Source organism: Pseudomonas sp. CC120222-01a (assembly GCF_003097235.1).
Classification (GTDB): Bacteria; Pseudomonadota; Gammaproteobacteria; order Pseudomonadales; family Pseudomonadaceae; genus Aquipseudomonas.
The window spans coordinates 148,526-164,228 of sequence record NZ_QEQQ01000004.1 but is presented as its reverse complement, the minus strand read 5'-3'; the positions used below and the strand labels follow the sequence as shown (position 1 = coordinate 164,228).

Here is a 15,703-nt window from a genome sequence, read left to right as displayed (position 1 = left end):
CGGGCCAGTCTCTCCTGTCATGCCAACAGGGCCCGCCTTGTTCGCATGGCGATGCATCTCGGTGGAAGCCAGCAGGGGCATGGCGATGCACCTCGGTGGGCACTGATGCTGCTCCACCTCTCTCCAGTCATGCATCAAGGCGGTCCCTGTTGGCTTAATAGGAGTGACTGGCCCGAAACAGATGTGGGAGCGGGCTTGCCCGCGATGCGCCGCGCGGGCGGCGCTCGATCTCACAGGCGCCAAGTACCTCAAGCCAACCACCTAAGCCATTCACTGCTGCTGGTTCTGGCTAAGGAACTTGTCGACCTCTGCCTTGCCCTCGCTCGGGTCCCCCGCCACCTGCCACAAGCGCCGCTCGATGCCCTGGGCCAGCAGATGCCCCACCGCCGCCTCGATCGCCGACAGCACGCACAGCTGCGCCGGTTCGTTGGTGGTGTAGCCCACTTCAGCCTCAAGCAGCTTCTTGAACTCGATGAACTTAAACACCCCGGCATTGCGGCCGATCGAGTAGATGGTCTTGCTGGTCATGACATTGGCCAGCACCTGCCCGGTGCGCACGTCCACCGCCCGCAGGTTGACCGTGACCTGGTCGACCCGGTACTCGCGGGAGATGTCGACGCCCAGGTAACGGGCGCCCTCGCCGCCGCTGCGCACGTTGGTGTCGTAGGCGATGATGCCGCCTTCGAGCATCAGGTTGGCAGCCTGCAGCGGTGGCAGTTCGCTCATGATGTTCTCTGGCACGTCGGGCTTTTTCTGCGAAGCACGGATGATCTTGCGTTCGGTCAGCAGGTTCTGCAGGCCTTCACGCTCCAGCACCACGAACCAGCCACTGGCATTCAGGGCATCCATCAGCATGCTCGCCGCCCCCTGGGTGACGCTGGTGGAGAACGAGCTGGCCGGGGTCGGTTTGTATTGCCCGGTCTGGTCGCGGAAGCCGTAGACCACGGCCATCAGGCGGCCTTTCGGGCGCGGCATGTTGATCAGGTCGTAGTAGGTCGAGGCCCGCGGCGTCAGGGTCGGGGTTTCCGTGTCCTGTTCGGCCGGCATCGGCTCGCGCAGGCCGCAGCCTTGCAGGCCGGCAAGCGAGGCGACTATCAGTAAAGTGCTCAGCAGACGTTTCATGGTGCTCTCTCCCCAGCTAAACGACCCATCCCTCTCAGGGGTTCAGGCCACTGACCTCAATGAGCGACGTTTCCCCTGTGGCGCGGTCGGTGACCTTGATGCTCAGGGCACCGGAGTCATCGATGACATCGATCAGGAACGCGTCGGTGGCCATGCTGCCGGTCTTGCCGTTGCTGATGTTGTCCATCAGCTGCGACAGCATCCGTGACTCCAGCTGGTTGCTGAAGCGCTCCAGGGCCGAGGTGCCGCCAAAGGCGGATGCTCGGTCCTTGAGGTCCGGGTCGTCGTAGTCGTTCTGCGCCTGGGCGTTGTTCAGCAACCAGGTGCCGTTCAACGGGTTGCCGCCGAACGCCGGGTTGACCGGGGTGTACACCAGTTCGGTGGCGTGAACGGTGCAGGCACTGAGCAGCAGGCCGGCCGCAAGACAACGGGGTATGCACGTGTTCATAGCTCATCCCTATCCAGATCAGTAGTGTCCTGCAGCAGCCGTTGCAGCTTGCGCTGAATGACTTCCTGCTTGACCAGGTCGGCGGCCGCGACGGCCTCTTCTTTTAATTGCGTGACGTTCGGCGGCAGAAAGCGCCGGTACAGCACGTCACGGTCGAACTCTACGGTCACCAGGCTGCCCCAGCGGGCATCCGGGCGCTCGCGCACCACCAGGTTGAAGTCCAGGCGGCTGGTGGCGCGCAGGCGGTCGGCGAAGTAGTAGTAAAAGTCGTGACCGATGTGCGAGATGGTGTTGTCGACGATAAAACCCTTCATCTCGTCCTCGGCATCGGCCATGGCCGCACCCGGCAGGCCGGCTGCCAACAGCAGGCTCAGGCACAGGGCCTGCAGGCCTTTCATGGCGTGTCTCCCGGGCCGGCATGGGTACGGGCGCCGCCAGCGCTTTCGTTGAAGGCCTGCTCGGCAACGAACTGCCAGTCGCTGTAATGCTCCAGGCCCTCGAATCCGGAGAACTGCGTTTCAAAACCACTGCGCTTGAACGGGGTGGCATCGGAACGGCTGTGCACGCCGGTGATGCGGCCATCGATGGCGCGCAGCAGGCCCCAGTCATCGCTGTTGGTGATCGGGTCCGGGTACAGGCGGCGGATGTGCCGCTTGGCCTCAGGGAAACGGTTGTCCTCGAGCAGGTCGGCCAGCTCCTTGGGGTACTGGGCCAGGCCCGGCGAGGCGCGATAGTAGCTGCGCAGGGCCTGAGCATACTGGCCGCCGACCCACAGCAGCTCGCGCTCATGCTCGCGCTGGGCGACGCTCGACCACACCGTGCCGGTAGCGGCCAGGGCGATGCTGCTGACCGCGATCAGCAGCAGCACGCCCAGGTAGGTGAAGCCGGCGCTGGCCTTACCATTCCGCGAAGAGGCTGCCATCACGCGCCCTCCCTGTGGCACCGCTCTTGATATCTGCCACGCCGCCGGCCACGCCTTCGGGTGGTGGCACCAGCTGCCAGGCATCGCTGCGCTCGGTGATCGGGTCGACCGGGGTATTGCGCAGATAGCGTTGCTCCACCAACTGTTCCAGCGAGTCCGGGTAGTGGCCGGTGTCACCGTAATAGTGGTCCAGGGCTTCGCGCAGCACCGCCAGGCTCTGGCGCAGGGTGGCCTCGCGGGAGCTGTCCAGGCTGTTGAAGTAGCGCGGCATGGCGATGGTCATCAGCGTGGCGATGATCGCCATCACCACCAGCAGTTCGATCAGGGTGAAGCCTTTGCTGCGTTTCATGGCTGTCACCATTGCCCGTAAGGGATGTTGTTCAGGCCTTTGCCGCGGGCCTTCGAATACACGTCGAAGACGTCTTCGCCTTCACGCGGGTTGTCCGGGCTGCTGGCGTACGCGCGCAGGCCCCAACCGCCTTCGTCCTCGTTCTTGGCCGCCACCAGCGGGTCGTGGGGAATACGCCGCAGGAAGTAGAACTTGGCGCCCTTGGCACTGCGCACATCGCGCACGCCATCGACCAGCACCTGCAGGTTCGGCGGGTAGCCGCTGGCATCCAGGCGCTTCTCGATGAACCCGGCGTCGAAGGCGCGCTTGTAGGCGTCGATGGCGTCGCGGATCTGGTACAGCGCCTCGCGCAGCTGCTGCTCCTTGCCACGGCGCACCACCGTTTCGGTCAGCGGTGCGGCCATGGTCGCGAGCATCCCGAGCAGGGCCAGGGTCAGCACCACTTCGATCAGGCTGAAACCCTGCTGGCGGCGTTTCATGGCCGGGTGCTCACAGTGACCGTGGCTGGGGCAGTGGCCGGGGCAGTGGCTACCTGGCTTTGCACGGTCGGCGCGCTGTCGCGGCTATCGCTCGGTACGTCGCCCGGCACGTCACGCGGTGGCAGCGGCATCGCCTGGCGCACCTGCATGCTCGACTCGGTGCCGGTGCCGAACTCCATGTCCGACGGGCTCTGGTATGGCAGGTTGCGCACGATGCGCGGGGTGATCGCCAGCACCAGTTCGGACTTGCTCATGTCGTCCTTGTTGCTGCCGAACAGCCGGCCCAGGCCAGGGATGTCGCCAAGGCCGGGGATCTTGTTGCCGGCGGCGTTGTGGTCGTTGCGCACCAGGCCGGCCAGCACCTGGGTTTCGCCGTCGTGCAGGCGCAGGCTGGTCTGCGCGTTGCGGGTGTCGACCTGGACCGGGATGGTGCCTTGGCGGGTAGCCTCCAGCGGTGTGGCGTTACTCACTTCCAGGGCAATCTTGATCGCCACTTCGTTGTTCAGGTGCACGGTGGGCTGCACTTCAAGTTTGAGACCGACGTCCAGGTAGGTAACGCTCTCGGTGATCACCGGGCCTTGGGTGGACGGTACCGAGGTGGCACTGATGATCGGTACCCGCTGGCCGATGTGGATACGCGCCTGCTCACGGTTGCTGACGCGGATCACCGGGCTGGCCAGGGTGTTGATGTCCTTGTCCTGGGCATTGATCTTGGCTTGCGGTGCCGGCGAGATGCTGATGCGGCTGGAGTTGATGCCGCGCAGTTGGTCGAGCACGCTGACCGGGTTGCCGTCGTCGGTCAGCACGCCGAAGGTGTTGGGCCATTGCAGGCCAAGGTCGAGGATGCGCGAGGTGGCGACTTCCATCACCTCCACCTCCAGCACCACTTCGGGGTTGGACTGGTCCTGCGACTGCAGCAGCTTCTCGGCCATGCGCACGGCATCGGGGGTGTCGCGCATGGTCAGGGTGTTGAGGCGTTCGTCGACGAACACGTCACGGGTCTTGAGCATGGTCTTGACCATGTTCAACGCGGTGTTGGCGTCGATGCTGGTCAGGTAGAAGGTGCGCATGACCAGTTCCTGGTAGTCCTTGGTCTTCTGCGGCGAGTCCGGGTAGATCAGCAAGGTGTTGTCGTTGACGACCTTCTGGCGCAGCTGGTTCTGCTCCAGCAGCAGCGCCACGGCATCTTCGATGCGCACGTCACGCACGAAGATGGTGGCCTTCATGTCCGGGCGCAGGTCTTTGTCGAAGATGAAGTTGATGCCGGCAACCTGCGACAGCACCTCGAAGATGGTCTTCAGGCCGGCGTCGCGGAACTCCAGGGTCACCGGGCGCTCCAGCTTGCTCTTCAGTTGCGGGTACGGCGTCGCGGTGCGGGCCTGGACGTTCTCGATGTCGGTACGCAGGGCAATGCCCTTCTGGTTCTGCGGGTCCAGGCGCAGCACTTCGCGCATGTAGCGTTCGGCGCCGAACAGGTCGCCTTGGCGAAGCGCGGCCTGGCCCAGCGCCACGCGCTCGTCGAGGGTGCGGATCAGCTCCAGATGGCGGATGCCTTCCTGGGCGCGGCGGTTGTTCGGCTCGATGGTCAGCACCCGGCTGTAGCCCATGCGCGCGCCGGTGAAGTCGTGGCGGATGCGGTCGGCATCGGCCTGGCTGATCAGCGCTTCCACCGCCGCCTGGCGCCCGTGGGCCAGGGCGATGTTCAGCTCGGTGTCGCGCGGGCTGTCGCGCAGGGCTTCTTCCAGGCGGGCGATGCCGGCCTCGTACTGGCCCTCCTTCATCAGCTCGGCGCTGTCCTTGCGCACCCCGCTGGAGCCGCAGCCGGCAATGGCCACGCACAGCGCCAGAAGCATGAACGGAGCAGGCTTGCACAGTTTCGACGACTTCATGGTGCGCTCCCTACAGACAAGGTCTGTGACTGATGCAAAGGCAGATAAACCAGGTCCAGCTCATTGGCCGAGACTCTGTCGAGGCGATAGGTACTGTCGATCACGTCACCCTTGCGCACGACGTACAGCTTTTCCCCGCTCTGCAGGAAGATCTGCAGGTCGTCGCGGTCGCCCATGCGGCCGACGAACTGGAACGGCAGCGCCGGAGCGGTGGGGGCTGCGGCTACGACGGGGGCGGCGGCTACGGGTTGTTCGGTGACGGTGGCCAGGGTTTGTGGCTTGGTCCATTGTTGGGCTGGGAACAGGTCTTTGGAGGCCTGTTCCGGCCTCTTCGCGGGCGAGCCCGCTCCCACAGGTTCTGCAGGCGACGCCGCCCCTGTGGGAGCGGGCTTGCCCGCGAAGGAGGCGACGCTGTCTTCCTGGCTGAACCAGTGCCCGGGCGCCCAGGCCAGCGCTGCCGACACCCCGAGGAACCCGACCCACATCACTGCGCGTTGTGTGTTCATCACGACCTCGACAGGTAGAGGGTCAGGCGCACCCGGCCGTTGAGTTCGGTGTCGCCGATGGTTTTGCGTTTGAGTTCGAGGTCTTCCAGTACCAGGGTTGGCAGCTGGCCGATCAGGCCGCGCAGGAAGCCGCGGATCTGCGGGTAGCTGCCGCGCACCGGCAGGATGATCTGGTAGCGCGACAGCTGGGTCTTGGGATCGACCCCCAGGGCGTACTCGCCGCGCGCCAGGCTGATGTGCTCGGCACTGGCCAAGTGATACAGACGCTCGATCAGCTCGCTCGCTTCAGGCTGCCCGGGCAGTTGCTGGCGCAGGCTGTCCAGCGCCTGTTGCTCGGGCTTGACGGCGATCTTCAGCTCACCGCGCTTGACCCGTTCGACCTGCACGCTGGCATCGGCTTCGCTGGCACGCAGTTCGCGCACGGCCTGCCACTCGGGGACTACGCCGGCCAGCGCAACACCGACGGCAAGTGCTGCGACGGCGGCGGCGCCCAGGCCGACCGGGCCGATGCGGCGCAGTTGCTCGTGGAGGATAAGGCTAGGGACGCGCATGGCCGATCTCCCAGGTAGCAGTCAGGTTGAAGCGCACCGGGTGTTCGGGCTGCCCGGCCACCACTTCGTGGTTGAGCAGCGAGACATCGCTGAGCTCCTCGCTTTGCTCCAGGCGCTGGTGGTACTGCAGCATCGCTTCCAGGTTGCGGGCCTCGGCGGTGATGCGCACCTGGCCCTTGCGCGCATCCGGGGTCAGGGTCAGCAGTGCCACGTCCTCCTGCGGCTGCGCTTCGAGCATGGCGAACAGCTGTTGCCAGGGCCGTTGCAGTTGCTGCGAGACGCTGCGCATCTGCGCCAGGCGTTCGGCCTGTTCACGGCTGGCGGCGCTGTTCTGTGGAGCCACCGGGGCCGGGCGGCGGCCCAGTTGCAGTTCCAGGCTGTGCACGCGGGCTTCCAGGTCTACTGCTTCGACCTGCAGCTGCTGTTGCACCAGCACCAACCCGGCGACTGCGACTGCGCCCATGGCCAGCAGCGACCAGGCCAGCGGGCCGCTGCGACGGGGCTGAAATTCCAGGTCGAGGCGGCGCATGTCAGGCCACCGCCCGCCACATGGCGCACAGCGGGTCGCTGTCGCCGGCGGGCTGGCACAGCTGCACCGCCGCCAGTTGCGGCACGTCGCCGCGCCCGGGGGCATGCAGGTAGACCCGTGGCAGATGTTCGCCGTACAGCTCGCAGGTACGCTCGATCAGCGCCTGCAGAGCCTGGTCACTGTCGGCGCAGCCTTGGGCCAGCACCTGTTGCCAGGCACCGCCGGCGGCCAGCAGCAATACACTGCGGCGCGGTTCGGCGAGCACGAACAGGAAGTCGCCCTGCTCCAGTTGCGCCGAGCAGCGGTTGTAGGCGGCCATCAGGTAAGGCTGCACCGAGCGCAGGCTCAGACGGCTTTCCCGGCCCAGGCTCTGCAGGCCTTGCAACAGGGCTTCGGGCAGTGCGGTGGCGATGCGTGCGGCACCGGCGGGCTCAGGCGAGAGGACGATGCGCCAGTCGTCCAGCGACTGGCCGTAGAGGTTCTCGAAGCAGGCCCGGGCGTAGGCATCCAGCTCGCGTGGCTGGCTGATGGCGTCGCTCCACGGCACCAGGCAGAAACGGCTGTAGCGGGCCGACAGCAGCACGCGCAGCTGGGCGCCTTTGGCGACGTGTTCGGCCAGCAGTGCACTCAAGGCCTGCAAGGCGGCTGCCCAGGCCGGTTGTGCGGCATCGCAGGAGAACGCGCGGCTGCCAAGCCACTCATGTTGATTGGCGTGCCAGCGACCGAGGCCGACACCTTCAGCGCCGAGGACGGCACAGAAACGATCAGATGAATGTGACACGGTTGATCTCCTCGAGTGTGGTGCGGCCATCACGGACCAGGTCCAGGGCCGAGGCACGCAGCAGGCGCAGGCCGCGCTGGCAGGCCAGCTGCTTGATCTGCGACAGGGGGCGGCGTTCGACGATCATCTGCCGCAGGTCGTCGTCCAGGTGCAGCAGTTCGGCAATCGCGCTGCGCCCGCGGTAGCCGCTGCCACGGCACTGGCCGCAGCCCTGGGCGCGGACGAATGTCCAACCGGTTACCGCTTCGCGGGTCAGGCCCGAGGCGGCCAGGGTGTCGTCATCGGCCTCGCACGGCGTGCAGCAGTGCGGGCAGGCCAGGCGGATCAGGCGCTGGGCCAGCACGGCGTTGAGCGCGGAGACGAAGCTGTAGGGGTCGACCTGCATCTGGCTGAAGCGGCCGATCACATCGAACACGTTGTTGGCGTGGATGGTGGTGAACACCAGGTGGCCGGTCAGCGCCGACTGCACGGCGATCTGTGCGGTGTCGGGGTCGCGGATCTCACCGACCAGGATCTTGTCCGGGTCGTGACGCAGGATCGAGCGCAGGCCGCGGGCGAAGGTCAGGCCTTTCTTCTCGTTGACCGGAATCTGCAGCACACCGGGCAGCTGGTACTCGACCGGGTCTTCGATGGTGATGATCTTGTCCACGCCATGGTTGATCTCGCTGATCATGGCGTACAGGGTGGTGGTCTTGCCGCTGCCGGTGGGGCCGGTGACCAGGATCATGCCGTAGGGCTCGGCCGCCAGCCGGCGCAGGGCGCGCAGGGTTTCGTCGGCAAAACCCAGAGCCTGCAGCTGCACGCCGCTGACGCGGTCGGACAGGTCCTGCTTGTCGAGCACCCGCAGCACCGCGTCCTCACCGAAGATGCTCGGCATGATCGACACCCGGAAGTCGATCTGCCGCTCGCCGATGGCGACCTTGAAGCGGCCATCCTGAGGCACGCGCTTTTCACCGATGTCCAGCTCGGCCATGACCTTGATGCGCGAGATCACCTGGTCGGCGAAGGCGCTGCCGCTGGCCTTGCCGGCGCCATTGAGCACGCCGTCGATGCGGTACTTGATGACCAGGCCTTGGCCGGTCATGCCCAGGTGGATATCGCTGGCGTGCTGCTTGAGGGCGTCGTACAGGGTCGAGTTGACCAGCTTGACCACCTTGCTCTGGTCTTCGCTGATGCTGGTCAGCGACAGGCGTTGCAGCGGGTCGATCTCACCGCTGGCTTCAGCGTCATGGTCGAGTGCGTCGACGGCGTGGAAGCTTTCTTCGTGGCGGGCCAGGAAGGTGGCGAGGTCCGCGGCGTGGGCCAGGTACAGCGGTGCGCCTTGCAGGTTATCGTCGATCCAGGCCAGGCGGGCGTGGTCGAAGGGGTCGGCGAACACACCGATCAGCGCGCCGTCCTGCTCGACGAGCACGAACTCGCGTTTCAGGCACTGGGCCAGGCTGACCGTGTCGAAGCGCGCGGTGCTGGCCAGCAGCGCCTGGGTTTCGAGAACCGGGTAATGCAGGGTCTGGCCCAGGCGCTGGATGAAACGGTCGGGGGTTTCGTTGGCCAGGCGCTCCAGGCAGTTGAGCAGGCGCTCATCGCCCGCCTGCAGGCGGGCCTGGGCCAGGAATTCGCGGGGGTAGGCGCTGTGCTTGCCTGCACGTGTATCGAGTACGTCTGACATGGCCTGCGACTCCGCTCAGGGGCGCGTCGCAGGCTGGCTTGGCCAGGGCAGCGGGCGCCGCTATTCCCCGGTGAGCAGTTGTTCGTCGTCAGGGCCTGGGGGCTTGGCGCCATTACGGCGGCGATCGGCCAACACCCAGCTGCCATCGTACAACTGCAAGGGGAACGATTCGTTCCTGTTCTGGCGTCGTTCGATAAACCCTTCGGCTGGTTCGTCAGTGGCCCTGCGCCGGCGCTCGATGCCCAACAGGTCGAGGATCGCGCGGGCCAGTTCCGCCAACGGGAACGGCTTGAACAGGACATGACTCACACCCAGTTCGGCGGCGCGCTCACGGACTTCGGCAGTCGGGTGGGCGGTGATCAGCACGAAATGGCACTGCCTGTTCTTGCGCACGGTCTCCAGGACCTGAAACCCCTCCATGTCGGGCAAGCGGTAATCCAGCACAATCACTTCCGGCGCCAGGCTTTGAGCCTGCTCGATACCACTGGCACCGTCGTGGGCGACGTGAACTTCCAGGCCTTGTGCCTGCAGGTACGCTTGCAGGTTCTGCGCAAGGGTCTGTTCGTCATCGACTACCAATACTCTGTTCACCAAGGTCGACTCCCCAATACTGCCCGGTTACCCGGTGTGCGAAGTGCGGCCTTGATAAGGCTTGAGCAGGCTTCGTGCCAGGCGTGAATAGTCATCTCGCACCACTGTAAGTCATTGATCCTGCAAGGCTGTGCCAAACCTTGCGACACAGGCGTAGGCCCGGTTCCCCACATCCGGGGGAAGTGATGGCACTTTGCCAAACCGTTATTCCCCAGCATTGGGGAAATCCATTCGTGGGCCTCAGTCAGCGATCTCCACTGTAGCGGATTCGCGCAAACGTTGGCGCACCGAATCGCGCGCCTGCGCCTGCAACTGGCCGATGAGCGCGGCCCTGGCCAACTGCAGGCCCTGTTCGGGTATGACCGAGGAGTTATCACTTTGGTTCTGCACTCCTTGCAGGATTTGCCGGTTGGCCTGGTAGAACGCCTCGACGTCGGCCTGGCTGGGCTCGTCTACCGCGCTGAGCCGGGCGTACAGCTGCTGTGCGGCCAGTTCATGGCGCATGTAATCAGCGTAATCTGCCCGATCGAAACCTGCATCCGCCAGGCGCCTTTCGAACAGCGCCGGGCTGCCGAAGGCGGCTTCGATTTCGCCAACCTGCGCTGATACCTGCTCATCACTGATGTGAATACCTGAACGTTGCGCCTCCTGCCACAGCAGCTCCTTGTCGATCAGTTCGTCCAGGGCCTGGTCGCGCAGGCGCTTGTACAGCGTCGGGTTGCGGATACTGGTCAGTGCCCTGCCCTGGGCTTGCAGATACTCGGTGAAATAACGCTCCAGGCGCATCACATCAATCGTCACGCCGTTGACCCGCGCAGCGGGCACGTCGGCCCAGCTCGCCTTGGCAAGCATCAGCAACAGGCACAGCAACAGGATACGCATGGCACCTCCGCTCAAGGGCTGTCCGGCAGCGGCCGGTACGGGGCAACGGCGGTAAAGCGTGGCCCGGGCAGCGCCACCGCGACCACATGGGCACCGGCCATGCCCTGGCGCCTGCCGGGGCCGAAGCCCAGCGCCGGGGTCAGGCCGGTGTCGACATCGTGCAGGCCCTCCAGGGCGGCCACCAGCTGTTCGCGGCTGGCATCGCGGCCAATCTGCTTCAGGGCTTCGGACAACAACTTCAGGGCACACAAGGTGCTGACCTGCAGCGACGCCTGGCGTGGGTCGAGGCCCTGGCGTTGTTGCAGCCCGGCCAAGGTCGCCATGCCCTGCTCGCTCCAGTCGTCCGGCACGAACGGATAGGCCAGGAACACCCGCTGCGACCACTGCGCTGGCAAGCCGGCCACCGCTGCCGCCACCTGGCTGGAGGCAGCGAACAGGTAAGGCTCACGACCTTCGGCCTGCAGTGCCTGGGCCAGCCCGGCAAAGGCCTGGGCGCGGCCGACGAAGACGATGCCCGGCCCTTCCACGGCCTGGCCATCAAACGCCTGGATCGCTGGCGGTGCCCAGCCTTGCTGGCGCAAACGTTCGCGCACCTGTTCGGCCAATGCCGCCTGCTCGTTGCCGGCGTACACCACACGCAGGCCATCGGGCGCCAGGCCCAGGCTGCTCCTGGCATGTTCGGCCAGGCTCAGCATTTGGCTAGCAATACCCGGCAAGGGGTCGAAAATCTGTGAACTGCCACCGCTGCGCGGCGTGCTGCCGATCAACGGCACACCCCGTTGTTCGAGCAGTGCCGGCAGTTGCTGATCGAGCATGGGCGCCAGCGGCGCGATCAGGGTGAAGACCTGCTGCTGGTCGAGCAAGCGTTGCAAGGCGAGTTCGGCACTGGCCTGGTCGGTGCCGGTATCGGCCACCACCAGTTCCAGGCGCCGGCCATGAATACCGCCCTGCTGGTTGATCTGCGCCACACCGTCCTCCAGTACGGCACGCACGACATGCCCGGCATCAGCCAGCGGGCCATTGACGGGCAGCAAGGTGCCCAGGCGCAGCACGCCGTCTTCCACGCCGGGGTCGCGTTCCTCGCCCAGGCGTTTGAGATACGCCGTGAGGTTGCGCTGGTCAGCCAGGGTCAGTTCGAAGCGCGGCATGGCGGGGTCCAGCCGCTGCCCCGCCGGATCAATGCCGTGCTGGATCGCGCGGGCCAGTGTGCCGTCGTTGTAGGGCGGATAGCTGCGAGCGTTGCTTTGCCGCTCACCCTGCCCCAGTGCCAGGCGCTGCCAGTCGAGGCTGGGTGGGCGCACCCCGCCTTCGGCGCGCCCGCGACCGTCTGTGCCATGACAACTGGCGCAAGGCAGCACGCTGGCGGGGACGCTGATGTCGCTGGCGCCGACCCGGGCCATCAGCTGTGCGTCGCTGCTCGATACCCCTTGCCGGTACAGGCGCTTGCCGGCCTGTTCATTCGGGGTAAGGTCGAGCGCCAGCGCTGAACTGCAAGATGCCATCAAGACGGTGAGTGCCAGCAACAACGAAGGCGTTGTGCGAGACCTTGTGGGAGCGGCCTTGCGTCGCGAAAGGGGCGCGTAGCGGCCCCAGCTTTCAGCATCAGCGCAGCAATCGCCGGGGCTGCTGCGCAGCCCTTTCGCGACGCAAGGCCGCTCCCACAAACACCGGGCCATGGCGGCTATCGCCCGGCCAGCGGTTGGGCCAGCAGCTGCAGGCGCTGGGCGATGGCCGCAGGCGGTGCATCCGGGCGGATCTTGCTCCAGCGCTTGCCGGCCACGTCACCCGCGATAAGCTGGGTCGAATGCTGCTCGGGGCTGGGCAGGAACTGGCCGATGCGCCCCAGCACCAAATCGACATCGGCCTTGTCGCCAGTGAGGAACAACCAGTTGGCGCTGTCCACACCTTGCTTCTCGGCAAAGGCCTTGAGCGCTGCCGGGGTGTCATTGAGCGGGTCGCTGCTGATTGACACGAAGGTCACCTGGCTGGCCAGCGCCGGCCCCATGGCATCGCGCACGTCACGCAGCTTGCGGGTGATCAGCGGACAGGCGTCGGTGCAGTGGGTGAAGATCACGTTGAGCATCACCACCTTGTCCTTGAGCACATCGCTGTAGAAGCGCAGTTCGCGGCCGTTCTGGTCCTTGAGCACGGTGTCGGTGAACCAGGTCTGCGCATCGCGGGTGCCGCCGCCGCTGGTCATGGACGGTGGGGCCGGTTGCGGGCTGGGGCCCTCCTGCCCATGGCCCTCGTGGGCGAAGGCGACCGAACTGAGGATCCACAGCACGGCCACCAGGGCCAGCCAGTCGGTGCTGCGCATCGTGGTGTGGCGGGCTGCGCTGCTCATGGCTGCACCTCACTGTGTTCGGCGATGGCGGTGCTCTTGGCGTGCACGCGGCGGGCGCTCAGGCGGTTGATTTCCTCGACCAGCACGGCCGGGTCGGTGAAGCCGTAGTAGCGGGTCCAGTGGCCAGTGCGACCGTCACCCACCAGGATCAGCGGCGGATGCTGGCTGAGGTCGGCACTGAAGCTGCCGAGGCCCTTGAGGGTTTCAGTGATCGCGTACTGCGAGCCGGTCAGCCAGCTCCAGCCCGGGCCGTGCTGGAAGGCTTTGGCGTAATTCTGCAGGCGCTTGGCGTCGTCACGCTGCGGGTCGACGCTGATCGACACCAGCTGGATCTCCTCGCCCACACGCCCGCCCAGCTGTTGCTGGACCTTGCCCATGATCGACGAAACCACCGGGCACACCGTGGTGCAGCTGGTGTAGATGAAGCCCATGACCACCAGGTGCTCGCCTACCAGGTCCTTTTCCAGGCGTACCGGCATGCCGTTCTGGTTGAGCAGCGAGACATCGGCAAAGCGCACGCTGGCCTTCTCCTGGTGCGCTGCCGGCGGCTGCCCGGCGTGGCCGTCGTGGTCATGGCCGGCATGGGCCAGGGCCAGGTTGCTGGCCAATGCCAGGCTCAGGGCAAGCAGCTGGAAAGAATGCTTGGCGTTCATCGCACATTCCTCACTTCGGTCTGGGAAGCAGTAGCCGCAGCGGCGGGCAGCACGCGCAGGCTGGTGTAGTTTTCTTCGGCGAACTTGCGCCCGAGCGACGGCGACTGCACATGCAGGTACCAGGCGCCGGCTTCGGGCAAGGTCAGCGCCGCCTGGTACACGCCCTCGCCCACCTCTTCGAGCGGCAGGTTGCGCGGCAGCGACGAAGGCGCCAGGAAGTAGCGCAAAGTCAGGTCGACCAGGCCCACCCGTGGCCGGCCGTCGTCGCCGACGATGCGCACCTTGGCGGTGAATACCGTTTGCTGCGCCATGGGCTGGTCGAGGCCGATGAACTCGGCATGCGCCCCCCGGCGCTTGCTCGCATCCGGCGCGGCGGCCACCTCGGTGCTGAAGCAGTGGATGATTTGCGGCTGGTTGAGCAGGAAGGCCACATCGAACGTGCCTGCCGCCGGCATTTTCACCGTCGAGCCATACACCCCCGGTGCCAGCTCGCGCAAGCTGCGGTCGATGACCAGGGTCGCGCGGGCCTGGTGGCCACGGTTGTTGTAGCCGGACATCGGGGCGTTCATGCCCTCGGCGTAGAAGTAGGTGGTGTTGTCCACCGGGTTGACCACGAATACCGAGTTGTCGTCACGCGACACCGACAACCCCTGGGCCAGTGGCAGGTCACCGGCCTGGCGTGGCGCCGCAGGGCCGGCTTCGAAGCCCTGCACGATCGGTTGGCGCCCTTCGCCCAGGCTGCTCAGGTTGATCATGCTGACCTTGGGCGAGGCCAGGCCACGGATGTAGGCATAGCCTTTGGTGAAAGTCAGCTGGTACGGTTCGGCCGCCACCGGTACGCGGTGGATCAGCGTGTCGGTACTGGCATCGATCACCAGGGCCTGGTTATCCACGGTGTTGAGCACGATGCCCCAGCGGCCATCGCTGCTGAAGCGCATCGGCCCGAGGCCCTGCTCGGCCTTGACGATGTGGCGCAGCTGATGGCTGCGGGCATCGATCACCCGCACCGTGCCCTCTGCACCATCGGCCACGTAGACCGCCTGGGACAGTGCCGAGTAGGCCACCGACAGCGGGTGCGGGCCGACCTCCAGGGTTTTTACCAGGTGCATCTGGGGGATGTCGATGATGCTCAGGGTGCCGCCATCGCGGTTGCTGACAAAGGCGTAGCGCGAGTCGGCGCTGAAGGCGATTTCGTGATGCCCGGAGCCGGTGGCGAACGATTTCAGGGTGCTGCGTGAGGGGACGTCGATCACCGTCACCCCGCCTTTGGCCGGGTCGCTGCTGTTGTTGCCGACCCACAGCCGGTGCTGGTCCGGCTGCAAGGCCACGCGGACTGGTGACTCGCCGGCCTCCAGGGTGGCCACGCGGGTGAAGGTCTCGGTATCGATCACCGCCACCTGGCCACGCTCCGGGATCGACACGAAGACCTGCTTGTCATCCCCGCTGGCCGTCCAGTCCATTGGCCGGCCCGGCAGGTCGATGCGCGCCAGGGTGCTGGTGATACCGCCCACCGACACCGTCGGGTCGATCACGGTCAGGCTGGCGTCCTTGTTCAGCACCAGCAGGAAGTAACTGTTCAGGTCCAGCAACGGGCGAGCGCCGATGCTGCTCTTGAGAAACAGCGCCACGCGGGCCTTGCAGCTCTGGTCACGGTTGCCGCCTTCTAGCGGTGCCGCCTGCGCCGGGTCGATCCAGGCCCCCGGCGCCATGCCCGACAGCGGCTGGCCGCTGGCCTGGTCGGTGACCTTGAAGCGGATGTTGGCAAAGGCGCCTTCACGCACGTCGCCACCGGCCAAGGGACGCGCCTCGAACTCCACCGTCACGCCGTCGCGGCTGAGCCGGTGCAGGGCCTGTGGGTCATCAGGCTCCTGCAGCAGCTCGCGCGGGTCGCACCAGAGCTTTTCATACGCCACGCCCAGGCCGATCAGCGCCACACCCAGCATCACTCCCAGTACCGCGGGCCGAGTCTTCTTGTTCTTGTACATGCTCGC

18 protein-coding genes are annotated in these 15,703 nt (G+C 66.1%); all 18 read right to left on the bottom strand.

Annotated elements, in window-relative coordinates; translation table 11 throughout:
• Positions 1-270: 270 nt before the first annotated feature.
• The gene (locus N430_RS07840) at positions 271-1,122 is read right to left on the bottom strand and encodes a CsgG/HfaB family protein (RefSeq protein WP_110635122.1); all 852 of its coding nucleotides are present in this window, start codon (positions 1,120-1,122) and stop codon (positions 271-273) included.
• Between the two features lie 34 nt (positions 1,123-1,156).
• Positions 1,157-1,570, bottom strand: coding sequence for a curli assembly protein CsgF (locus N430_RS07835; protein ID WP_110635125.1), 414 nt, complete (start codon positions 1,568-1,570; stop codon positions 1,157-1,159).
• Positions 1,567-1,968 carry a curli production assembly/transport protein CsgE gene (gene csgE / locus N430_RS07830; RefSeq protein ID WP_110635128.1) on the bottom strand — a complete coding sequence of 134 codons (402 nt, stop codon included), beginning with the start codon at positions 1,966-1,968 and terminating at the stop codon, positions 1,567-1,569. The genes N430_RS07835 and csgE overlap by 4 nt, the downstream gene beginning before the upstream one ends.
• Positions 1,965-2,492, bottom strand: coding sequence for a type II secretion system protein (locus N430_RS07825; RefSeq protein ID WP_110635131.1), 528 nt, complete (start codon positions 2,490-2,492; stop codon positions 1,965-1,967). The genes csgE and N430_RS07825 overlap by 4 nt, the downstream gene beginning before the upstream one ends.
• Positions 2,467-2,841, bottom strand: coding sequence for a type II secretion system protein (locus N430_RS07820; protein WP_054885274.1), 375 nt, complete (start codon positions 2,839-2,841; stop codon positions 2,467-2,469). Before N430_RS07820 ends, N430_RS07825 begins: the two co-directional genes overlap by 26 nt.
• Positions 2,842-2,846: 5 nt before the next feature.
• Entirely contained in the window at positions 2,847-3,320 is a 474-nt protein-coding gene (locus N430_RS07815; protein WP_079227948.1) for a type II secretion system protein, read from the bottom strand.
• Positions 3,317-5,209: a secretin N-terminal domain-containing protein gene (locus tag N430_RS07810; protein WP_110635135.1), complete on the bottom strand. Its 1,893-nt coding sequence runs from the start codon at positions 5,207-5,209 to the stop codon at positions 3,317-3,319. Before N430_RS07810 ends, N430_RS07815 begins: the two co-directional genes overlap by 4 nt.
• Positions 5,206-5,715 (bottom strand): hypothetical protein, encoded by a 510-nt coding sequence (locus N430_RS07805; protein ID WP_110635140.1) that lies wholly within the window; start codon positions 5,713-5,715, stop codon positions 5,206-5,208. Before N430_RS07805 ends, N430_RS07810 begins: the two co-directional genes overlap by 4 nt.
• Positions 5,715-6,266: a type 4a pilus biogenesis protein PilO gene (gene pilO / locus N430_RS07800; RefSeq protein WP_110635143.1), complete on the bottom strand. Its 552-nt coding sequence runs from the start codon at positions 6,264-6,266 to the stop codon at positions 5,715-5,717. Before pilO ends, N430_RS07805 begins: the two co-directional genes overlap by 1 nt.
• Positions 6,253-6,795 (bottom strand): PilN domain-containing protein, encoded by a 543-nt coding sequence (locus N430_RS07795; RefSeq protein ID WP_110635146.1) that lies wholly within the window; start codon positions 6,793-6,795, stop codon positions 6,253-6,255. Before N430_RS07795 ends, pilO begins: the two co-directional genes overlap by 14 nt.
• Position 6,796: 1 nt before the next feature.
• The gene (locus tag N430_RS07790; protein ID WP_110635148.1) at positions 6,797-7,576 is read right to left on the bottom strand and encodes a hypothetical protein; all 780 of its coding nucleotides are present in this window, start codon (positions 7,574-7,576) and stop codon (positions 6,797-6,799) included.
• Complete coding sequence (locus N430_RS07785; protein ID WP_110635151.1) at positions 7,560-9,242, bottom strand: GspE/PulE family protein; 1,683 nt, start codon at positions 9,240-9,242, stop codon at positions 7,560-7,562. The genes N430_RS07790 and N430_RS07785 overlap by 17 nt, the downstream gene beginning before the upstream one ends.
• 60 nt (positions 9,243-9,302) lie before the next feature.
• Positions 9,303-9,836 (bottom strand): response regulator, encoded by a 534-nt coding sequence (locus N430_RS07780; protein ID WP_165837340.1) that lies wholly within the window; start codon positions 9,834-9,836, stop codon positions 9,303-9,305.
• Positions 9,837-10,073: 237 nt separating this feature from the next.
• Positions 10,074-10,715 (bottom strand): SurA N-terminal domain-containing protein, encoded by a 642-nt coding sequence (locus N430_RS07775; protein ID WP_110635154.1) that lies wholly within the window; start codon positions 10,713-10,715, stop codon positions 10,074-10,076.
• Positions 10,716-10,726: 11 nt separating this feature from the next.
• The gene (locus N430_RS07770) at positions 10,727-12,217 is read right to left on the bottom strand and encodes an ABC transporter substrate-binding protein (RefSeq protein ID WP_110635551.1); all 1,491 of its coding nucleotides are present in this window, start codon (positions 12,215-12,217) and stop codon (positions 10,727-10,729) included.
• Positions 12,218-12,396: 179 nt separating this feature from the next.
• A complete protein-coding gene (locus N430_RS07765) occupies positions 12,397-13,032 on the bottom strand; it encodes an SCO family protein (RefSeq protein ID WP_371922767.1) in 636 nt (211 codons plus the stop codon).
• A gap of 23 nt (positions 13,033-13,055) precedes the next feature.
• The gene (locus N430_RS07760; protein ID WP_110635160.1) at positions 13,056-13,712 is read right to left on the bottom strand and encodes an SCO family protein; all 657 of its coding nucleotides are present in this window, start codon (positions 13,710-13,712) and stop codon (positions 13,056-13,058) included.
• On the bottom strand, positions 13,709-15,697 hold the full coding sequence (locus tag N430_RS07755) for a cytochrome D1 domain-containing protein (RefSeq protein ID WP_110635163.1): 1,989 nt from the start codon (positions 15,695-15,697) through the stop codon (positions 13,709-13,711). Before N430_RS07755 ends, N430_RS07760 begins: the two co-directional genes overlap by 4 nt.
• Positions 15,698-15,703: the final 6 nt, after the last annotated feature.

Excerpts from the sequence above, each read along its gene's own strand:
- N430_RS07755 (WP_110635163.1), bottom strand. The coding sequence starts at position 15,697 with ATGTACAAGAACAAGAAGACTCGGCCCGCGGTACTGGGAGTGATGCTG.
- N430_RS07825 (WP_110635131.1), bottom strand. The coding sequence starts at position 2,492 with ATGGCAGCCTCTTCGCGGAATGGTAAGGCCAGCGCCGGCTTCACCTAC.
- N430_RS07785 (WP_110635151.1), bottom strand. The coding sequence starts at position 9,242 with ATGTCAGACGTACTCGATACACGTGCAGGCAAGCACAGCGCCTACCCC.
- N430_RS07770 (WP_110635551.1), bottom strand. The coding sequence starts at position 12,217 with ATGGCATCTTGCAGTTCAGCGCTGGCGCTCGACCTTACCCCGAATGAA.
- N430_RS07810 (WP_110635135.1), bottom strand. The coding sequence starts at position 5,209 with ATGAAGTCGTCGAAACTGTGCAAGCCTGCTCCGTTCATGCTTCTGGCG.
- N430_RS07815 (WP_079227948.1), bottom strand. The coding sequence starts at position 3,320 with ATGAAACGCCGCCAGCAGGGTTTCAGCCTGATCGAAGTGGTGCTGACC.
- N430_RS07765 (WP_371922767.1), bottom strand. The coding sequence starts at position 13,032 with ATGCGCAGCACCGACTGGCTGGCCCTGGTGGCCGTGCTGTGGATCCTC.
- N430_RS07820 (WP_054885274.1), bottom strand. The coding sequence starts at position 2,841 with ATGAAACGCAGCAAAGGCTTCACCCTGATCGAACTGCTGGTGGTGATG.
- pilO (WP_110635143.1), bottom strand. The coding sequence starts at position 6,266 with ATGCGCGTCCCTAGCCTTATCCTCCACGAGCAACTGCGCCGCATCGGC.
- N430_RS07795 (WP_110635146.1), bottom strand. The coding sequence starts at position 6,795 with ATGCGCCGCCTCGACCTGGAATTTCAGCCCCGTCGCAGCGGCCCGCTG.
- N430_RS07835 (WP_110635125.1), bottom strand. The coding sequence starts at position 1,570 with ATGAACACGTGCATACCCCGTTGTCTTGCGGCCGGCCTGCTGCTCAGT.
- N430_RS07760 (WP_110635160.1), bottom strand. The coding sequence starts at position 13,712 with ATGAACGCCAAGCATTCTTTCCAGCTGCTTGCCCTGAGCCTGGCATTG.
- N430_RS07805 (WP_110635140.1), bottom strand. The coding sequence starts at position 5,715 with ATGAACACACAACGCGCAGTGATGTGGGTCGGGTTCCTCGGGGTGTCG.
- csgE (WP_110635128.1), bottom strand. The coding sequence starts at position 1,968 with ATGAAAGGCCTGCAGGCCCTGTGCCTGAGCCTGCTGTTGGCAGCCGGC.
- N430_RS07775 (WP_110635154.1), bottom strand. The coding sequence starts at position 10,715 with ATGCGTATCCTGTTGCTGTGCCTGTTGCTGATGCTTGCCAAGGCGAGC.
- N430_RS07840 (WP_110635122.1), bottom strand. The coding sequence starts at position 1,122 with ATGAAACGTCTGCTGAGCACTTTACTGATAGTCGCCTCGCTTGCCGGC.